General features: G+C 71.6%; 17 protein-coding genes. 7 read left to right on the top strand and 10 right to left on the bottom strand.

Features of this window, described 5'->3' with window-relative positions; all coding sequences use genetic code 11:
* Positions 1-23 precede the first annotated feature (23 nt).
* Positions 24-410 carry a pyridoxamine 5'-phosphate oxidase family protein gene (locus ABD333_RS29310; protein WP_344545747.1) on the top strand — a complete coding sequence of 129 codons (387 nt, stop codon included), beginning with the start codon at positions 24-26 and terminating at the stop codon, positions 408-410.
* A 13-nt stretch (positions 411-423) separates the two neighbouring features.
* Here ABD333_RS29310 and ABD333_RS29305 read toward each other — a convergent pair whose 3' ends face one another.
* Together ABD333_RS29305 and ABD333_RS29300 are read right to left on the bottom strand one after the other, a co-directional pair.
* The gene (locus ABD333_RS29305; protein WP_344545746.1) at positions 424-1332 is read right to left on the bottom strand and encodes a M56 family metallopeptidase; all 909 of its coding nucleotides are present in this window, start codon (positions 1330-1332) and stop codon (positions 424-426) included.
* Entirely contained in the window at positions 1329-1712 is a 384-nt protein-coding gene (locus tag ABD333_RS29300; RefSeq protein ID WP_344545745.1) for a BlaI/MecI/CopY family transcriptional regulator, read from the bottom strand. Before ABD333_RS29300 ends, ABD333_RS29305 begins: the two co-directional genes overlap by 4 nt.
* Before the next feature lie 92 nt (positions 1713-1804).
* Here ABD333_RS29300 and ABD333_RS29295 point away from each other — a divergent pair, with 92 nt between their 5' ends.
* Together ABD333_RS29295 and ABD333_RS29290 are read left to right on the top strand one after the other, a co-directional pair.
* Positions 1805-3259, top strand: coding sequence for a cytochrome ubiquinol oxidase subunit I (locus ABD333_RS29295; protein WP_344545744.1), 1455 nt, complete (start codon positions 1805-1807; stop codon positions 3257-3259).
* A complete protein-coding gene (locus ABD333_RS29290; RefSeq protein WP_344545743.1) occupies positions 3256-4149 on the top strand; it encodes a cytochrome d ubiquinol oxidase subunit II in 894 nt (297 codons plus the stop codon). Before ABD333_RS29295 ends, ABD333_RS29290 begins: the two co-directional genes overlap by 4 nt.
* Positions 4150-4183: 34 nt before the next feature.
* Here ABD333_RS29290 and ABD333_RS29285 read toward each other — a convergent pair whose 3' ends face one another.
* Both ABD333_RS29285 and ABD333_RS29280 read right to left on the bottom strand, forming a co-directional pair.
* On the bottom strand, positions 4184-5332 hold the full coding sequence (locus ABD333_RS29285; RefSeq protein WP_344545742.1) for a type III PLP-dependent enzyme: 1149 nt from the start codon (positions 5330-5332) through the stop codon (positions 4184-4186).
* Between the two features lie 43 nt (positions 5333-5375).
* Entirely contained in the window at positions 5376-8492 is a 3117-nt protein-coding gene (locus tag ABD333_RS29280; protein WP_344545741.1) for an ATP-binding protein, read from the bottom strand.
* Between the two features lie 100 nt (positions 8493-8592).
* Here ABD333_RS29280 and ABD333_RS29275 point away from each other — a divergent pair, with 100 nt between their 5' ends.
* Both ABD333_RS29275 and ABD333_RS29270 read left to right on the top strand, forming a co-directional pair.
* A complete protein-coding gene (locus ABD333_RS29275) occupies positions 8593-9084 on the top strand; it encodes an NADPH-dependent FMN reductase (RefSeq protein ID WP_344545740.1) in 492 nt (163 codons plus the stop codon).
* A gap of 5 nt (positions 9085-9089) precedes the next feature.
* Positions 9090-10640, top strand: coding sequence for an MFS transporter (locus ABD333_RS29270; protein ID WP_344545739.1), 1551 nt, complete (start codon positions 9090-9092; stop codon positions 10638-10640).
* A gap of 77 nt (positions 10641-10717) precedes the next feature.
* Here ABD333_RS29270 and ABD333_RS29265 read toward each other — a convergent pair whose 3' ends face one another.
* Complete coding sequence (locus ABD333_RS29265; protein WP_344545738.1) at positions 10718-13051, bottom strand: MMPL family transporter; 2334 nt, start codon at positions 13049-13051, stop codon at positions 10718-10720.
* A gap of 72 nt (positions 13052-13123) precedes the next feature.
* Between ABD333_RS29265 and ABD333_RS29260 the strand changes: the two genes are divergently transcribed.
* Complete coding sequence (locus tag ABD333_RS29260) at positions 13124-13792, top strand: TetR family transcriptional regulator (RefSeq protein WP_344545737.1); 669 nt, start codon at positions 13124-13126, stop codon at positions 13790-13792.
* Positions 13793-13806: 14 nt separating this feature from the next.
* Here ABD333_RS29260 and ABD333_RS29255 read toward each other — a convergent pair whose 3' ends face one another.
* The 5 genes from ABD333_RS29255 to ABD333_RS29235 form a co-directional block, all read right to left on the bottom strand.
* On the bottom strand, positions 13807-14541 hold the full coding sequence (locus tag ABD333_RS29255) for an alanyl-tRNA editing protein (RefSeq protein ID WP_344545736.1): 735 nt from the start codon (positions 14539-14541) through the stop codon (positions 13807-13809).
* A gap of 52 nt (positions 14542-14593) precedes the next feature.
* On the bottom strand, positions 14594-14926 hold the full coding sequence (locus ABD333_RS29250; RefSeq protein WP_344545735.1) for a DUF2516 family protein: 333 nt from the start codon (positions 14924-14926) through the stop codon (positions 14594-14596).
* A gap of 142 nt (positions 14927-15068) precedes the next feature.
* Complete coding sequence (locus tag ABD333_RS29245) at positions 15069-15557, bottom strand: hypothetical protein (RefSeq protein ID WP_344545734.1); 489 nt, start codon at positions 15555-15557, stop codon at positions 15069-15071.
* The gene (locus tag ABD333_RS29240) at positions 15554-15946 is read right to left on the bottom strand and encodes a helix-turn-helix domain-containing protein (protein WP_344545733.1); all 393 of its coding nucleotides are present in this window, start codon (positions 15944-15946) and stop codon (positions 15554-15556) included. Before ABD333_RS29240 ends, ABD333_RS29245 begins: the two co-directional genes overlap by 4 nt.
* Positions 15947-16069: 123 nt before the next feature.
* Positions 16070-17047, bottom strand: coding sequence for a neutral zinc metallopeptidase (locus tag ABD333_RS29235; protein WP_344545732.1), 978 nt, complete (start codon positions 17045-17047; stop codon positions 16070-16072).
* A 68-nt stretch (positions 17048-17115) separates the two neighbouring features.
* Between ABD333_RS29235 and ABD333_RS29230 the strand changes: the two genes are divergently transcribed.
* Positions 17116-18828: a DUF2207 domain-containing protein gene (locus ABD333_RS29230; protein ID WP_344545731.1), complete on the top strand. Its 1713-nt coding sequence runs from the start codon at positions 17116-17118 to the stop codon at positions 18826-18828.
* Positions 18829-18845: the final 17 nt, after the last annotated feature.

The raw sequence follows: 18845 nt of genomic DNA, 5'->3' as shown, positions 1-18845 counted from the left end.
ACAACTCCGAAAGGCAGACAGAGATGAACGAGAACGAGAACACCGGCCCCGCCCCGCGCACCCTCACCGACCAGGAGTTGTCGCGCATCCTCGGCGAGCAGCGGTTCGGGGCCCTGGCGGCGGTCAAGCGCAGCGGCCATCCGCACCTGTCGACCGTCCTCTACGCCTGGGACCCCGAGGAGCGCGTCATCCGGATCTCCTCGACGGAGGACCGGTTGAAGGTGCGGCAACTGCGCAACGACCCCCGGACCGCCCTGCACGTGAACGGGGAGAACGTGTGGTCGTTCGCGGTGGCCGAGGGAGACGCCGAGATCATCTCGGCGCCCGAGGACGGCCCGGGGCGCGTGGTGATCAGCATCAAGGTGTCGCGGCTGTACGGGACGGCCCTGGACATCCCAGCTGAGGACTGACCAGGGCGGCGGCTCAGTGCGGCAGCGCGTACAGCAGGATGGGGACACCGGCGATGATCGGCACCGCCACCATCGCCGCCACCCGGGTGGACCGGCGCGGGGCCTCCGGCTCCAGCAGCCGGTTCACCCGCGCCATGACCGGGATGCCGTCGGTGGTCGCGGCGCCCAGGGTGCCCGACGGCGCCGCCGGGGGGCGGGCCGCGGCGAATCGGAGCAGGGCGGTGGCCAGCTCGCGCGGGGCCCGGTGGAGTTTGGCCCGGTCGTCGGCGGCCATCTCGATCAGCAGCTCCACCGCGTCGAGACATCGCCCGACCAGCCGGATCTGCGGGAACACCTGGCGGAGCGAGGCGAACGGCAGCAGCACCAGGTCGTGGCGCTCGCGGGCGTGGGCGCGCTCGTGCGCGAGCACGGCGGCCAGCTCGGCCGGGTCGAGCAGCTCAAGGGTGCCGGCGCTCACGACCACCTTGGAGGAACGCACGCCGGGCACGCAGTAGGCGGCGGCCTCGGGGTGGTCGAGGACGAGGGTGCCGGGAACGGCGGAGTCGCGGCGCGAGACCAGCGCCAGCAGCGCGCGGTGCCGCCGCCGGGCCCGGACCACGCGGAACACCGCGTACATCAGCATGGCCAGCAGCACCGCGGTGAGGCTCACCGCCGCGAACAGCGCGGTCGCGTGGGCCGCGTCCAGGCTGCCGGCCTGGTCGGCGAACAGCGCGGGCAGGCCGCCCGCGATGCCCTTCTCGTAGGGCAGCAGCGCCATGCCGAGCAGGGTGCCGATCGTGGCGATGCCCCAGCTCAGGCCGAGGGCCTGCCAGAGGACGATCGCGGTACGGGGAGCGCGCCAGGTCCAGCGCGCCTTGGACAACAGGTGCGCCCCGCCGACGGTCCCCATTGACGTCAGTGCGAGCAGGGCGGTGCCGGTCATGCCGGTGGCTCCCTGCGCGTGAGGCCGAGCAGGGCCTCGCGGATCACGGCGGCCTCGTCGTCGGAGACCGAACGGACGAAGTGGGCCAGGGCGGCGTCGCGGTCACCGGTCTCGTTGAGGGCCCCCAGCATCAGCTCGGCTACATAGACCTCACGGCTCTCGGACGGGCTGTAGCGCCAGGCGCGGCCGTCGCGCTCGCGCTCCAGGAACCCCTTCTTGGCGAGCCTGTCGAGGACCGTCATGACCGTGGTGTGCGCGAGGTCGCGGTCGCCCGCCAGGGCACGGCTCACGTCGCGTGCGGTGGCGGCCCCGTGACCGGTGTCCTCCCGCGCCCAGAGAATCTCCATGACCGTGCGTTCAAGCTCTCCCAGACCCTTCACGGCATTCAGGTTAACCGACTGAGAGGCATCTCACCACGGTAGGTAGTACTACGGACTTAAGTACTACAGCTTGTAGTACTACATTCGGTCGTATGAGCTCCGTAGCGCTCCTCGCCGCCTCCGCCGTGGACACGGCCGTGCCCTTGGCCGACCCGGCGCACGGCGCCGCGACGCCGGCCGACTTCATGGCCGCCCGCCAGCAGATGGCCTTCACCCTGGGCTTCCACATCATCCTGGCCAGCATCGGGATCGGCCTCCCGGCGCTGACCCTCCTCGCTGAATGGCGGTCGCTGCGTACGGGCGACGCCGTCTACGCCGAGCTGGCGCGGCGCTGGATGAAGGCCGCGGGCGTGCTCTTCGCGGTCGGCGCGGTGTCCGGGACCGTGTTGTCGTTCGAGATGGGCACGCTGTGGCCGGGCTTCATGGACAAGTACGGCCAGGTGTTCGGCGCGGCCTTCGCCCTGGAGGGCATCGCGTTCTTCATCGAGGCGATCTTCATGGGCGTCTACCTGTACGGCTGGGACCGGCTCTCGCCGCGCGCCCACTTCATCACCGGCATCCCCGTCGTGATCGCGGGCCTGCTCTCCGCCTCGTTCGTGGTCACCGTCAACTCCTGGATGAACCAGCCGCGCGGCTTCAAGCTGGTCAACGGCGAGGTCACGGACGTGGACCCGCTGGCGGCGATGTTCAATCCGGCGACGCCCGTCCAGGCCGTCCACCTGATCCTGGCCTCGCTCATGGTCTGCGGCTTCATCGTCGCCTCCGTCTACGCCGTCGCCCTGCTCCGCGACCACCGGGCGGGCCGCGTCGACCGTTACCACCGGCTCGGCTTCGCGATCCCGTTCACGCTCGGCGCGGTCTGCGCGCCGCTGCAGGTCGCGGTCGGCGACTGGGCGTCCCGCTTCGTCGCCGACAACCAGCCGATCAAGTTCGCGGCGATGGAGGGCATCGAGCACACCCAGGACGGGGTGCCGTTCAAGTTCGCGTTCATCGAGATCCCGAACGCGCTCTCGCTCATGCTGAAGTTCGACTCCAAGGCCACCCTGCGCGGGCTCGACACGTTCCCCGAGGACGTGCACCCGCCCGCCGAGGTCGTGAAGACCTCGTTCGAGATCATGATCGCGATCGGCATGGCCCTGCTGGCGCTCGCCGCCTGGTGGGGGTTCGCCTGGTGGCTGCGGCGCCGCGCCGCGGCCCGGCCGGGAGCGCTCGCCAAGCACCGTGACCTGCCCTGGCAGCCCTGGTTCCTGCGCGCCGCGACCCTCGCCGGGGTCGGCGCGGCGATCGCGATGGAGGCGGGCTGGACGACCACCGAGGTCGGCCGGCAGCCGTGGATCGTGTACGGGGTGATGCGCACCGAAGAGGCCGTCAATCCCAACCCCGGACTGCGCTTCGGCCTCTACATCGTGCTCGTCGTCTACGCCGTCCTCGCGATCGCCACCATCAGCGTCCTGCGGCGCATGCGCCGCCGCCCACCCGAGACCGAGACCGCCGCGGACGCTCCCGCACCGCGCGACGACGACCGTGAGGAGGCCGGAGTCCGATGAGCCATCCGGACATCGCCCTGGGCCTGATCCTGCTGGGCCTCTCCGCCTATCTGCTGTTCGGCGGCGCCGACTTCGGCGCCGGCCTGTGGCATCTGATCTCCCCGCGGCGTTCCGACAAGGACGTCATCGAGCACGCCATGGGTCCGCTGTGGGAGGCCAACCACGTCTGGCTCATCTTCGTCATGGTGATGACCTGGACCGCGTTCCCGCCCGTCTTCGCCGACATCATGGCCGTGCACTGGGTGCCGCTGTCGCTCGCCGTCCTCGGCATCGTCGCCCGCGGCAGCACGTTCGTCTTCAGCAAGGCGGTGCCCGACCAGCCCGCCTACGCCTGGCTCTTCGGCGTCTCATCGATCGTGACCCCGTTCTGCCTGGGCGCCGTCGCGACCACGGTCGCCACCGGCGAATCCACCTGGCTCAGCCCGCCGGGTCTTTACGGAGGCGTCCTCACGACCGCGCTCTGCGCGTACCTGGCCGCCGTGTACCTGATCTGGGACGCCCGGCGCCTGGCCGACGCGGACGCGACGCTGCGCTTCCGCGGCTACGCCGTCCTCGCCGGGGTCGTCGTCGGCCTCCTCGCCCTGCCCGGCGCCGCCGCGCTGGGCGTGCGCTCCCCGCTCATCCTGGTCTCCGCCGCGGCGGGCATCGTCTCCCTGGCCCTCGTGCTGCGCCGTAACTACCTGGCCGTACGGGTCACGGGCGCGCTCGCCGTCGTCACCGTCCTCTGGGGCGCAGCCGAGATGGCCGACCTCGATCTGGACTCGGCCGCCGCCCACGACGCCGCGCTCCAGGTCGTCTTCGTGGCGCTGGCCGTGGGCGCCCTCATCCTCGTGCCCTCCATGACGTGGCTCTACATCCTCTTCCAGCGCGCCGAAACCCGAGCCCGCTGACCCGAGCCCGCTGACCCGCGACGAGAACTGAGCGTCAGCCGTTCAGGTAGTGGAAGCCCGGCTTGGGGTGCATCAGGAAGTCGTGGTGCGAGATGTTCCAGGCGTACGCGCCCGCCATGGCGAACGCCACCACGTCGCCCACTGCGATCCGTCCGGCCGGGGCCGTCCGCGCGAACACGTCCTTGGGCGTGCACAGCTGCCCGACCAGTGTCACGGGCTCGTCGGTCGCGGGCCCCGGCCCGCCCTGCGGGATCACGACGAACGGCTGGTCATGGCCCTTGGTGACCGGTGTGCGCAGGTGCATCGTCCCGCCGCGCAGGATCGCGTACCAGGCGCCGTGGGCCCGTTTCACATCGAGCACGTCGGTCACGTACCAGCCGCAGTAGACGCTGACCGCGCGGCCCGGCTCGATCCGGAGCGTCTCGCCCGGCAGTCCCAGCTCCGCGACGCCCTTCGCGTACGCGTCCCAGTCGAAGAGGCGTCCGGGATCGGCGTAGTCCACGGCCATCCCGCCGCCGAGGTTGATCTCTGGAGCCGTCAGGCCGAACCGGCCGCGCGCCCAGGTCACGATCTCCTCGGACTGCCGGAGCATGCCGGGGGCCTCCAGCCCCGACGCCAGGTGCGCGTGGAAACCCTTCAGGCGGACCCAGGGCGCGGCGGCCAGGGTCGCGCGGCAGTCCTCGATCGCCTCGGGGTCCATGCCGAACGGGCCGGACATCGCCAGCGCCACGCCGTCACGCCGTCTCGCCAGATTGACCCGCAGCAGGACGTCGACCTCGCGTCCGGTCTCGCGGGCGAGCGTCGCGAGGCGGGCCAGCTCGTAGGGGCTCTCCACGTGGACACGGTCGACGCCCAGCCGCAGGATCGAGGCCAGCTCGGGGTCGGTCTTGCCCGGGCCGCCGAAGGCCAGCCTCGCGTCCGGCAGCACTCGGCGCACGTGCTCCAGCTCGCCGCCCGAGGCGACCTCGATGCCGTCGACGTACGGCGCCAGCGTCCGCAGGACGGGCGCTTCGGCGTTCGCCTTGGCCGCGTAGTAGAGCTCCGGCGCGCCGGGCACCGACAGCGCCTCCCGGATCGCCGCCGCGTGCGACCGCAGCGTCCGCAGGTCGTAGACGAACGCGGGCAGCCCCTCGTCCTCGATGAGCGCGACCGCCCGTTCCCGGACGTCATCAGTGATCAACATGCCTCCCCGCGCGCCGACGAGCCGAGCGTACTGCCGACCGGGCTCAGGCATCCGCCAGGCCGGCCGGGGTCGCGCCGTCGGCCGCGGCGCGGCCCGCCGCGAACCCCGCGTCGAACGCCGCGTCGCCCAGAGCCGTGCGGAGCGCCGCCGTGACGCGGTCGACGTCGCCGCGTTCGGCGGGCGGGAGCGGCGCGCCGACGCCGTCCCGGAGCGCTGCCGCGGTGCCCAGGTGCCGCGCGCCGAGGGAAGCGTCGCCCGCGATGGCGGCGGCGCCGGCCAGTCCCTCGTACGCGAGCGCCACCGAACGGGGATCACCGGCGTCGCGGGCCGACTCCAGGCTCTGCTCGTGCAGGGAGCGGGCGGCCTCCGCGTCGCCGCGCAGCTCGGCGACGAAGCCGAGCTCGGCGAGGATCAGCGCCTGCGCGAGCGGGGAGCCGAGCTCGCGGTTCCAGTCCAGCCAGTGCCGCAGGAGGGAGCCGGCCTCGTCGAGCCGTCCCTGCCGCCGGTAGCTCAGTGCCAGCCCGAGGTCGGCGAACTCCCGGCCGACCGTGTAGCCCTGTTCGGCGGCGCGGTCACGGGCCTGTTCGTGCAGTTCGTCGGCTCGGGCATGGTCGCCGGTGAGCAGCGCGATCCGGCCCAGCAGCGACAGCCGGTCGCTGACCTCGGTCCAGACGCCGAGTTCCTCGGCCATCCGCAGCCCGTCCCGGTGCAGGCGCCCCGCCTCGGCGTAGTCGCCCGTGATCTCCGCATGGAAGCCGAGCGCGAACGTGGCGTGCAGCCGTCCCCACTGGTCGCCCAGCTCGGTGAAGAGTTCCATGCTGCGCCGGCCGTGCTCGGCGAGCGCCGTCAGGTCGCCGCGTACCAGTGCCTGCCTGGCCAGCGAGCTGAGGGCGGCGGCCGTTCCCCACCTGTCACCGATGGCCCGCGTCACCTCCAGCAGCTCGATGGCCAGCCGTTCCTCGGCCGCCCGTTCACCGATGGCGAGGTGGGCGACGGTCCGGAACACCTCGGCACGGACCCGGCGGGTGAGCGCCTCCAGGCCGTCCGGCCGCGACGGCGGCACGGCCGGTTGAGCGGGGTCCTGGCTCTGGCCCATGCGCAGGTTGAACGCGGCGCGCCAGACCCGAGCCGTTCCCGCCTCGTCGTCATCGGTGCCGTCAGCCGCCGCCAGCGCGGCGGTAAGGGCACGCAGGCCCTCACCGAGCCGGCCGCGCAGCACCCAGTACCAGGCCAGCGAGTTGACCAGCGGAAGGCCGCCGCCGCGTTCCTGCGCGAGCCGCAGGTTGGCCGTCTCGGCGTCCAGCCGGCGCAGCCATTCGAGTTGCGTGGGGCCGCGCAGGTAGGAGTCGGCGAGCGCCGCCAGCTCGGTGTAGTACCGCCGGTGCCGGCGCTCGATCTCCTCGACCTCGCCGGTCTCCCGCAACCGCTCGTAGCAGTACGCGGCGACCGACTCCAGCAGGCGGTACCGCGTCCCGTCCGGACCGGCGGAGACCACGACCAGGGAACGGTCGACCAGCCCGGCCAGCAGGTCCAGCACGTCGAGCCCGTCCTCGCCGCTGACCCGTTCGGCCGCGTCGAGCGTGCAGCCGTCCGCGTGCACGGCCAGCCGCCGCAACACGGTGCGCTCGTCCTCGGCGAGCGGCTCCCAGCTCCAGTCGATCATCGCGCGCAGCGTGCGCTGCCGCGCGGGCGCGTCGCCGTAGCCACGGCCCAGCACCCGGAACCGGTCGCCGAGCCGGGCCGCGAGCTCGTGAACGCCGAGGACGCGGACGCGGGTGGCCGCCAGTTCGAGGGCGAGCGGGAGGCCGTCGAGCCGCCGGCAGATCGCGGCGACGGCGGCCTCGTTCTCGGGAGTCACGCGGAAGCCGGGACTGCCCGCCGCGGCCCGGGAGGCGAAGAGCTCCACGGCGCCGGGCTCGGTGAGGGGCGGCACGTTCCACAGCAGCTCGCCCGTGGTGCCGAGGGGACGCTGGCTCGTGGCGAGGACGTGCAGGCCGGGAGCGGTACGCAGCAGTGCCGCGGTCAGCTCGGCGGCCTCGGTGACGACCTGCTCGCAGTTGTCCAGGATGAGAAGCGTCCGCTTGTCCCGCAACGCCGCGGCGAGCCGCGCCGGGAGGCCGTCGGCGCTCTCGTCCCGGATCTCCAGGGCCGCCGCGACCAGCTCCGCGACGTCGTCCCCGCACGTCGCGGAGGCCAGCTCGACGACCCACACCCCGTCGGGGAAACCGCCGGTGACGTGGCGGGCCGTCTCCAGCGCGAGGCTGGTCTTGCCGACGCCGCCCGGACCGGTCAGCGTCACCAGCCGGCCGGTGCGCAGGAGCGAGCCGATCTCCCGCACCGCCTCGGCGCGTCCGACCAGGTCGGTGAGGGCAACGGGCAGGTTGGTACGCGGCGCGGGCGCGGGCGGCGAGCCCAGGGACGCGTCCTGTTCGAGGATCGACTGGTAGAGCGCGGCGATCTCGCGGCCCGGGTCCACGCCCAGCTCGTCGGCCAGGCGTTCGCGGAGCTCGCGGTAGCCGTCCAGCGCCTCGCTCTGGCGTCCGGCCCGGTAGAGGGCCCGCAGGTGGGCCGCGCGCAGCCGTTCCCGCAGCGGATGGCGGGCCACCAGATCACCGAGCTCGTCCGCGAGCATGCCGTGCTCGCCGAGGTCGAGCCTGGCCTCGGCGAGCTCCTCCCACGCGGTCAGGCGAAGCTCGTCCAGCCGGGTGCGTTCGGCCCGGGCGAACTCCTCGTCGGCGAAGTCGAGCAGTGCCGGTCCGCGCCACAGCGCAAGCGCCTCGCCGAGCAGGTCGGCGCGTGCCTGGGGATCGTCGGTGGCGCGCGCCCTCTCCACGAGGAGCCGGAACCGGCCGCTGTCCACGGCGTCCGGCGCCACGTCCAGCAGGTAGCCGGGCGGCTGTGACACCAGCGCCTTGCGCCCGCCCGGATCGGCGGCGTCGAGGACACGCCGCAGCTGGGACGCCCGCGTCTGCAGCGAGGCCGCGGGGTTGGCGGGCAGGTTGCCGCCCCACAGCACGTCGATCAACCGGTCGGCGGGCACGACCCGGCCCGGGTCCACGAGCAGCTGGATCAGCAGAGAACGCACCTTGACCTCGGGGATCCGCACCTGACCGCCCTCGGCGGTCCACACGGCGAGCGGACCGAGCACCCCGAAACGCATGGACGGAATCTATCCGAGAGTCGCCCTGAGCCGGTCCTGAGTCCGCCCTGAGTCCTTCTGGAGCGCGTTCGCGCACTGTGCTTCTCGAAGGGAGGGACCGATGACACGGATCGCGATCATCATCGCCGGCGCCGACGACCACGCGGACCGGGCGGTGGCCGAATGGCTCACCGGCCGGATCCACGCCCGGGGCGACGACACCGAGGTGGACCTGCTCGACCTCGGCGCCGCGTGCCTGCCGGACCCGCCGTCCGGCCGGCTGCCGACGCCGCCGGCGGTGCACGACCTGCTTCCGTGGCTCGGCGCCGCGAACGGCTTCCTGCTCGTGCTGCACGGCAGGCCGCCGGACCGGCTGCGGCGCGCCGTCTCCTGGTGCGCCCGCTGCTGGAAGGCCAAGCCCGTGGGCCTCGTCCGGTACGGCGGGTCGCCGCCGGCCGAGGCCGAGGTCCGCTCCCTGCTCGGCGCGGTCGAGGCGGTGACGGTCGGTGAAGCCGTGCGCTTCACCGGCCGTGACCGGACCGGCCGAACCGATCTGCTGCTCGACGAGCTCATCTCCCGGGCACGCGAAATTCCCGACACCCCCTGGAGTTAAAGACCATGTCTGCTTCCACCATCACCCCCGGCGCGCGCGCCGGGGCGAAGGAGTGGCTCGGCCTGTCCGTGCTGCTTCTTCCGACCGTCCTGTTGTTCCTGGCGATGACGGTGTTGTTCCTCGCCACTCCGCAGATCGCCGCCGATCTCGGGCCCAGCAGCGGCCAGCTGCTGTGGATCAATGACATCTACGGGCTCGTCATGGCGGGTCTCCTCGTCGCGATGGGCACGCTGGGCGACCGGCTGGGGCGCCGCCGAATCCTGATGTTCGGCGCCGTCGCGTTCGGGCTCGCCTCGATGGCGGCGGCCTTCGCGCCGGACGCCGGCTGGCTGATCGCGGCGCGGGCCGTGATGGGCGTCGGGGCCGCCGCGGTCATGCCGTCCACGCTGTCACTGATCAGCAACATGTTCCGCGACGAACGCCAGCGCGGTACCGCCATCGGCCTGTGGGCGGCCTCGATCTCGGTCGGCGTCGCGATCGGACCGCTGGTCGGCGGGCTGTTGCTGGAGTCGTTCTGGTGGGGCGCCGCGCTGCTGATCGGCGTGCCCGTCATGGCGCTGGTCGTGATCGCCGCACCGCTGCTCGTTCCCGAGTACCGGGCGCCGCAGGCGGGTTCGCCGGACGTGCCGAGCGTGCTGCTGTCGATGGCCTCGCTGCTGCCGATCGTGTACGGGATCAAGGAGTTCGCCAAGCACGGCCTCAACACGACCGCGATCGCGACGGCCGCCCTCGGGCTGCTGTTGTCGGTGGTGTTCGTCCGCCGTCAGCTCAAGCTGGCCAACCCGCTGCTGGACGTGCGGCTGTTCGCGAACCGGACGTTCAGCGGAGGGCTCGCGGTCTTCCTCTTCTCGGCCATCGCGCTCGGCGGCGTCTACCTGCTCTTCACCCAGTACCTGCAGCTGGTGGCGGGCCAGTCGCCGCTGAAGTCCGGGCTGTGGATCCTGCCCGCGGCATTGGCCCTGGTGGCGGTGTCGATGCTGGCACCGAAGCTCACCCGCCGGGTGCGTCCCGCCTACGTGGTGGCCGGCGGCGCGCTCTTCTCGGTGGCCGGCTACCTCGTGCTGACCCAGGTCGAGGCGGTCGGGCTGCCGATGCTGATCATCGGCTTCTACCTGCTCTACCCGGGCATCGCCCCGACCATGGCGCTCACCACCAACCTGGTGATCGGGTCCGCCCCGCCGGAGAAGGCGGGCGCCGCCTCCGCCGTCAACAGCACCGCGAGCGACCTCGGCGTCTCGCTCGGCATCGCCGTCCTGGGCAGCCTCGGCGCCGCGATCTACCGGTCCGAGATGCCCGACGACGTGCCCGCGGCGGCGGCCGACACCCTGCCGGGCGCCCTGGCGGCCGCGGAGGCACTGCCCGCAGACCAGGCCGCCGCTCTGGTCGACCAGGCCCGCGACGCGTTCGCCGAGGGTCTCAACATCGCCGCGGGCGGGGCCGCGGCCCTGGCCGCGCTGGCCGCGATCCTGGCCATCGCCCTGCTGCGCCGGGTGCCCGCGACCGGCACCCCGGCGCCCGCCGACGAGGCGCGGGAGGAGGAGCTGGCCAAGGTCTGACGACCGCGCGGCGCTGACCGGTCAGGGCGGGCTCCGGCCCGCCCTGACCGTCGGCATGCTGCGGTACGACCGGATGCTCAGCCGATGAGTTCGAGCTCCAGTTGTTCGGCGGTCGGCTCATGGCCCTCGGCTGCGGCGGACGGGGCGGGACGGCTGCGGCCGGGCCACCACCAGTTGGCATGGCCGAGCAGGCTCATCAGCGCGGGGACCAGGACCAGCCGGACGATCGTCGCGTCCACCGCGACCGCCACCGCGAGCCCGAGCGCCATCATCTTCACCGTCGGATCGGGCTGCGGCACGAAGCTCGCGAAGACGAAGATCATGATCAGCGCGGCGGAGGTGATGAGCCGGGCGGTGGCGCCGATGCCGATCACCACGCTCTCGTGCGGATCGCCCGACCGCTCGTACTCCTCCTTGATCCGCGATAGCAGGAAGACCTCGTAGTCCATGGAGAGCCCGAAGATCAGGGCGAACATGAAGAGCGGGACGAACGACATGATCGGGATCGCCTGGTCCACGCCGAACAGCTGGATGCCCCAGCCCCACTGGAAGACGGCGGTCACGACCCCGAACGAGGCGCCGATGGACAGCAGGTTCATCAGCGCGGCCTTGATCGGCACGATGATCGAGCGGAACGCGATGACCAGCAGGGCCAGGGCGACGCCGACCACGGCGACGACCACGGTCAGCATGCGGTCCCCGACCGTGTCGGCCAGATCGATGATCGCGGGGTTCTCGCCGCCGAGGTGGACGGTGGCGCCGGGATGCCCGGCGAGCACGCCCGGGATCTCGGTGCCGCGCAGCCGGTGGACCAGGTCGGTGGTCTCCTCCACATGCGGCGCGGTCGCGGGGATGACCTGGATCATCGCGGTGGTGCCGATGATGACGGGCTCGGCCGTGAACGCCACCCCCGGTACCTCGGAGACCCGCTGCTTGAGCGCCTGGCCGAGCACCACGGCGCGCTTGTCGGGCTTCTTGGTCAGGTCCGGCGCGCCCTTGGGCAGCGGGATCGACGGCTTCCGCGCGGTGGGAGAGGGCGCCACCGTGCCCTGCGGCCCGGTGAGTCCCGTGAGCCCGTCCGGTCCCTTGAGGGTCGGCACCTCGCGCTTGGCCGGTTTCGCGGGCGCCTCCTTGCCCGGCACCTTGGCGACGATGACGAACGGGCTGTAGTGGCCGGCGCCGAACTCCTTGGCGACGATGTCGTACGCCTGCCGCGAGTCCATCTTGGGCGAGGAGATGCTGTCGGCCATCACCCCGAACCGCAGGCTGAGCGTCGGGATGGAGAGCGCGAGGAGCACGAGCGTCGCGACGATCGCGTACGGCCAGGCGTTGCGGTCGACGTGGCGTCCCCACGACATCCACCGCGTCGAGCTGCGGTCGGGGCGTACGCGAGGCAGCTTGTAGCGGTCGATGCGCGTACCCAGCGCGCCCAGGATGGCGGGCAGGAGCGTGAGCGCGGCGAGCACCATGAGGCCGACCGCCAGCGCGGAGGCGAGTCCGATCCGGCCGATGAACGAGATGCCGGACAGGAAGAGGCCGCAGATCGCGAAGACGACCGTTCCCCCGGCGAACACCACCGCGTGCCCGGAGTGCGCCATGGCGCGGCCGACGGCCGTCTCCACGTCGTCGCCGTCGGCCAGCTGCTGCCGGTAGCGCGTCACGATGAACAGCGCGTAGTCGATGCCGGCGCCGATGCCGAGCATGGCGGCGACCATCGGCGCGGTCGGGTGCACCTCCACCGCCGACGCCGCGAAATGGATCAGCGAGTACGCGACGGCCATCCCGCACAGCGACACCAGGATCGGGATGCCGGCGGCCAGGAACGAGCCGAACGCCAGCAGCAGCACCAGCATGGCGAGCATGATCCCCACGCCCTCCTGCGGGCCGCCCTTCGGCTGGTTGAGGATCATCGCGACGATGCCGCCGAACTCGACGTCCAGCCCCGCCATCCGGGCCGGTTCCACCGCCTCGTCGAACCTCTCCAGGTCGGCGGCGCTGACGTCGCCCATCGTGCCCTTGAGGTTCACCCGGATCACGACGGCGTCGTGGCTCTTCATCCCGCCCATGCCCTGGATGTAGGGGTTCTCGGCGAACGCGACGCGGTCGAGCGCGGTCAGCCTCTCGATGGCCTTGCCCACGGTGAGGGCGACCCGCCAGTCCCCCGGGCTCGCCTCGGCCGTGGCATGGAAGACGACGGTGGCGGTGGGACCGGTCATCGCCGGGAAGTCCTGGCGCAGGGTGTCGACGGCGCGCTGGGTCTCGGTGCCGGGGAGGGAGCTCTGCTGGACGAACATGCCGCCCTGGACGAACCCCAGGATTCCCGCCCCGAGCATCACCAGGACCCAGAGTTCGAAGACGGCGCGGCGTCGCCGTACACAGAGACGTCCCAGTCTCTCCAGTGTTCGCGCCATGATCCGCAGAAAAACACGCGCGGTGCATTTTTGCAATAGCTGCAAGTTTGCATTCGTGTTAGTGTGCGTGACATGGGTCACGTCGAAGGCCTGCGGCAGCGGAAGAAGCAGCGCACCCGCCGGACGATCGCCTCCGAGGCGCTCCGCCTCTTCGCCGAACGCGGGTACGAGGAGACCACGATCGCCGACATCGCCGCGGCCGCCGACGTCTCTCCCCGCACGTTCTTCAGCTACTTCCCGAGTAAGGAGGACGTGGTCTTCGCCGAGGTCGACGACCGGCTCGCCGAGGTGGCCGACCGCCTCACCCAAAGGCCCCCCGGCGAGCCCCCCATGGAGACCATCCGGCGCAGCATCGTCGACATCATGGAGGCGCTGGTCACCGAGCACGGCGCGTACGGCGCCGTCCAGGTGCAGCTCATCCTCGAACGGCCGGGCCTGCGGGCGTGCGCCCTCCAGCGCATGACCGACACCCAGCAGGAACTACAGCAGCGGCTGCACGACCTGTGTCCGGGCATCAGCGAGATCGACGCCGTCGCCGTCTCGGGCATCGCGATCGGCGGCATGCAGTCGGTCATCGTCCACTGCCGGCGCCACGGCTACTCGCCCGAGGCCATGCGCCACGCCCTCGACCGCACCTTCGCCCTGGTCGAGCAGGGGGTGTCCATGGCTTTCGCGGCCTCGATGTCCTCGCCCAGCGGCTCGGACCCCGAACCGCAAAAGGCGGCCGGGCGGGGGGTGTAGCGGGCGGGCGAGGGTCAGTCGTTGATCTTGATGCGGAGGCGGCGGAAGCCGCGGCCCTTGTTCTCGACCTTGGCGACCTGGACGCGCCCGATCTGCTTGGTGGACGCGACGTGCGTGCCGCCGTCCGCCTGGGTGTCGAGCCCGACGATGTCCACGATCCGTACCTCCTGGACCTCGGGCGGGACCAGGTTGGTGGCGGTCCGGATGATGTCGGGGATCTCGAACGCCTCGTCGCGCGGCAGTTCCTTGACGTCGATGCGCCGGTCGGCCTCCACCTCGGCGTTGCAGGCGTCCTCCACGGCCTGCTTGAAGCCCGGCGGCACCTCGCGCAGATCGAAGTCCATGCGAGCGGTCAGCGGCTCCATGTTGCCGCCGGTCACGAGGCAACCGTAGTCGCGGAACACGACCCCGCAGAGCAGGTGCAGGCCCGAGTGGGTGCGCATCAGCGCCGTACGCCGCGCGTCCTCGACGGCTCCCGTCACGGTGGTGCCGGCGGGTGGGACCGGGTCGCCCTCCACCGGGATCAGCTCAAGGTCATCGCCCTTGCGGACCCCGGCGATCCGGGTCTGCACGCCCTGCCAGAGCAGCACGCCCTCGTCCGGCGGCTGCCCGCCGCCGCCCGGGTAGAAGGCCGACCGGTCGAGGACGATGCCCTCGGGTCCCGAGGAGAGTACGAGCGCGTCCCATTCGCGCAGCGACTGGTCGTCAAGCTCCAGACGAGCCGTACGCCCGTGGTGATGTGTCCCCATGCCGACACCCTAGCCACACTCCGGCCGGGTTCATGGCGAAGCGGGACGCCGGTCACCAGGGGCCGTACGGGCCTGAGCTGGAGTTGCCGCCGCCCTTCTTGTTCTTGTACGGCTTGACGGCGGGCTTCACGTCGGCGAGGTAGATCGCGGCGACGATGAAGGCGGCGATCGGCAGGAACGACAGCAGCGGCAGGAAGCCGACGGCGCCGCCGAGGCCGACCACGTTGGCCACCACCAGGAGGATCAGCCACAGCTTCTTGGTCTGCTTGTCGGCGGCCGGGAAGGCGCCCTCGGGCACCTGGAGCACGTCGATCAGCGCGATGACCTCGAAGACGAAAGCGACGATCGCGAGAAACCAAAAGAAGTAGGAGAGCCCTGCCGTCATCGTGCGTTCACCACTCTCGTCGCGGTCCTGGACCTCGTTACCCTCAGACTAGTCAACGACGAGGCCCGGCCGGGTGATCCCGGCCGGGCCTCGCACCTGTCCGTCTCGGAGCTCGCGCATGTCGACCTCGGAGAGCGACGGCTCAGGCGTCGGTCTTCTTGGTCGCGGCGGCCTTGGTCTGGGTCTGCGCGGCCTTCTTCTGCTGCGCGGCCCTCGTCCTGGGCGCCGGCTTCGCCTCGGTGATCTCGGCGACCTCCTCGGCCTCGCGGTGCACGACCTTCTTGCCGCGCTCGGCGAGCTCGTCGATGAACTCGACGGTGCGGGTGCCGAAGTGGGTCACGTACGCGACCGCGGCGCCCGGCAGGTCCTTGACCTCGACCCGGTCCTGCAGCTTGGTGGCGGCCTCACGGGCCTCGTCGCGGTACTTGTCGACGGTCCCGCGCAGATCGCCCTGGTACTTCCCGACCGCCTCGCGGACCTGGCCGCGATACTTGCCGACGGTCTCACGCAGCTCGCCCTGGTACTTGGTCACCTGCTCGGGCAGCTCCCGCACCTTCTCGGCCGCGAAGTCGCCGCCGCCGATGAACGTGTAGACGGCCTTGTTCTCGCGGAGGTTGCTGGCAAGCGTCATCCGACCTCATCCTTTCCTTCTGGTTGGTGCCCGGTCAGCACGTCGGCAGCTTCGTTCTCCTTGCGGAAGGACACGTAGATGTCCAGCAGCACTTGCTTCTGCCGTTCCGTCAGGAGCAGGTCGGCCCGCAGGGCGGCCTCCACGTCGGTGTCGGCCTCGCGGTCCTCGAGAATGCCGGCCTGGATGTACAGCGCCTCGGCGGAGATCCGCAGACCCTTGGCGATCTGCTGGAGTATCTCGGCGCTCGGCTTGCGCAGGCCGCGCTCGATCTGGCTCAGGTAGGGGTTGGAGATGCCCGAGACCTCGGCGAGCTGGCGGAGTGAGATCTTCGCCCGCGTGCGCTGCTCCCGGATGTACTCCCCAATGGAGCCGACCTTCGAACTTGCCATGTCTCCACCCTGCGTCAGGATGCTTGCAATTGCAAGCACGTTTGCTAGCACTTGACCTGTGAGTCCCGTCACACACCGCGAACCGGCATGTCGGCGGCGTTACGGATCCGGGCCGAACGGTGGTCAGTCGACCGACGAGGCCGGCGCGGTCCACGTGTTGCACACCGCGAGCTGCCGGCCCCGGAAGCCCTTGGCCACCCAGCCGGCGTAGTTGTGGCCGGAACCGTGGTCGCGCCGGTCCACCGGCTGCCGCTCGTCGCCGCGCCCCTGCACGTCGACGATCATCGCGACGTACTGCTCGCGGGTCATCCCGATCGTGAGCCGTTCGGCCCCGAGGAACGCCCCGGCGAAGCACTGCGCCTGGAGTTCGATACGGCGGCTCGCCGCGTTCCGTCCCGCGATGCCGGACCGCTCCATCTCCTGATGCCCGTAGAGCAAGATCCCCGAACGATCCTGCACGTGGTGGCCGTACTCGTGCGCGATCACCCGGGCGAAGACGGCGAAGTGTGACAGGGGCTCGCCGCCGGACGTCTCGACGATGTGCCGCAGGCCCACGTACATCGTGTTGTTGGCCGGACAGTAGAACGCCGACGCGCCGGGGCTCGGATAGGTACCGCACGGGCTCCGGCCCGAACCGGACCAGAAGACCCGTTTGGGAGGCGTGAACGGCAGCTCGGCCTTCGCGAACTGGCGGCTCCACGAGGCGTCCAGGCACGAGCTCAGCGCGTTCATGAACCGGTCCATCGAGGCGACGCCCGGGAGGATCCGCGGCACCTGGCACCGGACCGGCGTCAGCGCGCCCGTTCGGTAGAGCCTGTTGTCGGTGGCCGTCGCGCGGGTCACCGGCTCGCCGCCCCGCGTGCCCGGGCGCCCGAACCCGTCTCCGTCCCCGCCGGCGAGCGACGAGACGACCGAGAAACCGACGATCGCCAGAACGCCGAGCGCGGCGATCACACCGAGCAGGCCCACGACGAGCCCGCCGGCGGTGCGCCGCTCCGGATGGCGCGGCGGCTGGTAGTGATACGGCGGCGGTACGCCCTGAGCAGGCAGGCGGTAAGGCGGTGCCGGCGCGGGCGCCGGAGGGGGGTGGTGGCCTGCCATAGCAAAAAATCATCCCATAGTGACCGCGCCTGACCCGCATACCCGCCGTACCGCTACGATTTGCGGCCATGTTGGGTCGTCTGCGGCCATTGGTCGCCTCGCTGGCCGTCGCCGCGCTCGTCCCCATGATCACCGGCGCCGCGGCCACCACCGCGGCGGCCGAACGGGTGATCAAGGACGAGGTCACGCTCAAGGTCGGGCCGGGCGGTGTCACGCACGCCCGCGAGACGATCGTCTACGAGTTCGGCGGCACCCGGGAGCTCAAGCGGACCTTCGTCACGCGTACCCACGACAGCGTGACCCGCGACCGCGTCTACAAGGTCGAGAACCTCAGGGCCACCAGCCCCGACGGCGGCCCGACGACCGTGTCCACCTCGACCTCCGGCACCCGTACGACCGTCAAGGTGTCAGCCCCCGGCAAGCTGACCGGCCGCAAGACCGTCGTCCTCGAATACGACGTCCGCGGCATCACCACCCCTCTCGGCAACGCCGAGGAGCTGCGCTGGACCGCGCTCGGCGGCTGGAAGGTGCCGATGGACGCCGCCCGGGTGACCGTGGACGGCGGGACGATGATCCGCAACATCAACTGCTTCGCCGGCCCCCTCGAAGGCGCGATCGGCTGCACCCAGTTCTTCACCGACCACTCCCGCACCCGCGGCGAGTTCCGGCAGGACCAGATGCTGGCGGACGAGTACGTCACGGTCGTGGTCGGCCTCCCCGCCGGAACCACCAAAGGCCGACCCATCTACGAACGCCGCCACACCGTGGCCACCGCGTTCTCCGTCAACGGCATCACCGGCAGCGCCCTGGCAGGCCTCCTCCTGCTCCTTCTGGGCGGCGTCATCGCCCTCTACCTCCTCCGCGGCCGGGACGCCCGCGTCGTCGCCCAGAAGGCGGCCGAAGGCGACCACGCACCCCTCGCGGGCTCCGAATTCGAACCACCGGACGGCGTCCGCCCGGGCCAGATCGGCACCTTGATCGACGAGCAGGCCGACGTCATCGACGTCACCGCCACGATCGTCGACCTGGCCGTCCGCGGCTACCTGCTCATCGAGGAAGAGGACCGCGAGGTCACCGGCCGCCTCGACTGGGAGCTGCAGCGCCTGGAACGCCCGTCCGACGACCTGCTCCCCTACGAGCGGCTGCTCCTGGACTCCCTCTTCTCCGCATCCGACGGCACGCCCCGCGCAGCCGTGAAGCTGTCCGCCCTCGGCGGCACCTTCGCGAACGACCTGGCCAAAGTCCGCTCCGCGATGTACGACGACGTGGTCACGCAGGGCTGGTTCGCCCGCCGTCCGGACACCGTGCGTTCCCGCTGGACGATCGCCGGCTTCGTGCTGACCGGCCTCGGCGTCCTCGGCACGATCGCGCTGGCCCTCTTCACCGACCTCGCCCTGGTCGGCCTGGCCGTGATCATCGCGGGCGCCGCCCTCGCCTACGGCGGCCAGTACATGCCGGCCAAGACGGCCCGCGGCGCGACCGTCCTGGCGCACACCATCGGCTTCCGCGCGTTCCTCGAACGCGGCGAGATCCCGCAGGACGAGCTGGCCGCCCGCCAGCGCATCGCGCTCTTCTCCCGCTTCCTGCCCTACGCGGTGGTCTTCGACCTGGTCCCCAAGTGGGCCAAGACCGTCGAGAACGCGGGCGAGCGGGCCAAGGGCGCCGACAACCTCTACTGGTACGAGGGCCCCGCCGAATGGGACCTCGCCAAGTTCGCCGAGTCGATGCGAACCTTCACCCTCACCACCTCGGGCTCGATCTCCCAGTCCAGAGGCCTCTGACCCTCAAGGGTTGACCT

Source organism: Actinomadura fulvescens (genome assembly GCF_039533225.1).
GTDB lineage: Bacteria > Actinomycetota > Actinomycetes > Streptosporangiales > Streptosporangiaceae > Spirillospora > Spirillospora fulvescens.
Note: the sequence above shows the minus strand (reverse complement) of the source record. Positions and strands in the feature narration are given on the sequence as shown.

Bases quoted from the DNA above. Each gene is read 5' to 3' on its own strand.
- ABD333_RS29310 (WP_344545747.1), top strand. From the start codon at position 24: ATGAACGAGAACGAGAACACCGGCCCCGCCCCGCGCACCCTCACCGAC.
- ABD333_RS29305 (WP_344545746.1), bottom strand. From the start codon at position 1,332: ATGACCGGCACCGCCCTGCTCGCACTGACGTCAATGGGGACCGTCGGC.
- ABD333_RS29295 (WP_344545744.1), top strand. From the start codon at position 1,805: ATGAGCTCCGTAGCGCTCCTCGCCGCCTCCGCCGTGGACACGGCCGTG.
- ABD333_RS29290 (WP_344545743.1), top strand. From the start codon at position 3,256: ATGAGCCATCCGGACATCGCCCTGGGCCTGATCCTGCTGGGCCTCTCC.
- ABD333_RS29285 (WP_344545742.1), bottom strand. From the start codon at position 5,332: ATGTTGATCACTGATGACGTCCGGGAACGGGCGGTCGCGCTCATCGAG.
- ABD333_RS29280 (WP_344545741.1), bottom strand. From the start codon at position 8,492: ATGCGTTTCGGGGTGCTCGGTCCGCTCGCCGTGTGGACCGCCGAGGGC.
- ABD333_RS29275 (WP_344545740.1), top strand. From the start codon at position 8,593: ATGACACGGATCGCGATCATCATCGCCGGCGCCGACGACCACGCGGAC.
- ABD333_RS29270 (WP_344545739.1), top strand. From the start codon at position 9,090: ATGTCTGCTTCCACCATCACCCCCGGCGCGCGCGCCGGGGCGAAGGAG.
- ABD333_RS29265 (WP_344545738.1), bottom strand. From the start codon at position 13,051: ATGGCGCGAACACTGGAGAGACTGGGACGTCTCTGTGTACGGCGACGC.
- ABD333_RS29260 (WP_344545737.1), top strand. From the start codon at position 13,124: ATGGGTCACGTCGAAGGCCTGCGGCAGCGGAAGAAGCAGCGCACCCGC.
- ABD333_RS29255 (WP_344545736.1), bottom strand. From the start codon at position 14,541: ATGGGGACACATCACCACGGGCGTACGGCTCGTCTGGAGCTTGACGAC.
- ABD333_RS29250 (WP_344545735.1), bottom strand. From the start codon at position 14,926: ATGACGGCAGGGCTCTCCTACTTCTTTTGGTTTCTCGCGATCGTCGCT.
- ABD333_RS29245 (WP_344545734.1), bottom strand. From the start codon at position 15,557: ATGACGCTTGCCAGCAACCTCCGCGAGAACAAGGCCGTCTACACGTTC.
- ABD333_RS29240 (WP_344545733.1), bottom strand. From the start codon at position 15,946: ATGGCAAGTTCGAAGGTCGGCTCCATTGGGGAGTACATCCGGGAGCAG.
- ABD333_RS29235 (WP_344545732.1), bottom strand. From the start codon at position 17,047: ATGGCAGGCCACCACCCCCCTCCGGCGCCCGCGCCGGCACCGCCTTAC.
- ABD333_RS29230 (WP_344545731.1), top strand. From the start codon at position 17,116: ATGTTGGGTCGTCTGCGGCCATTGGTCGCCTCGCTGGCCGTCGCCGCG.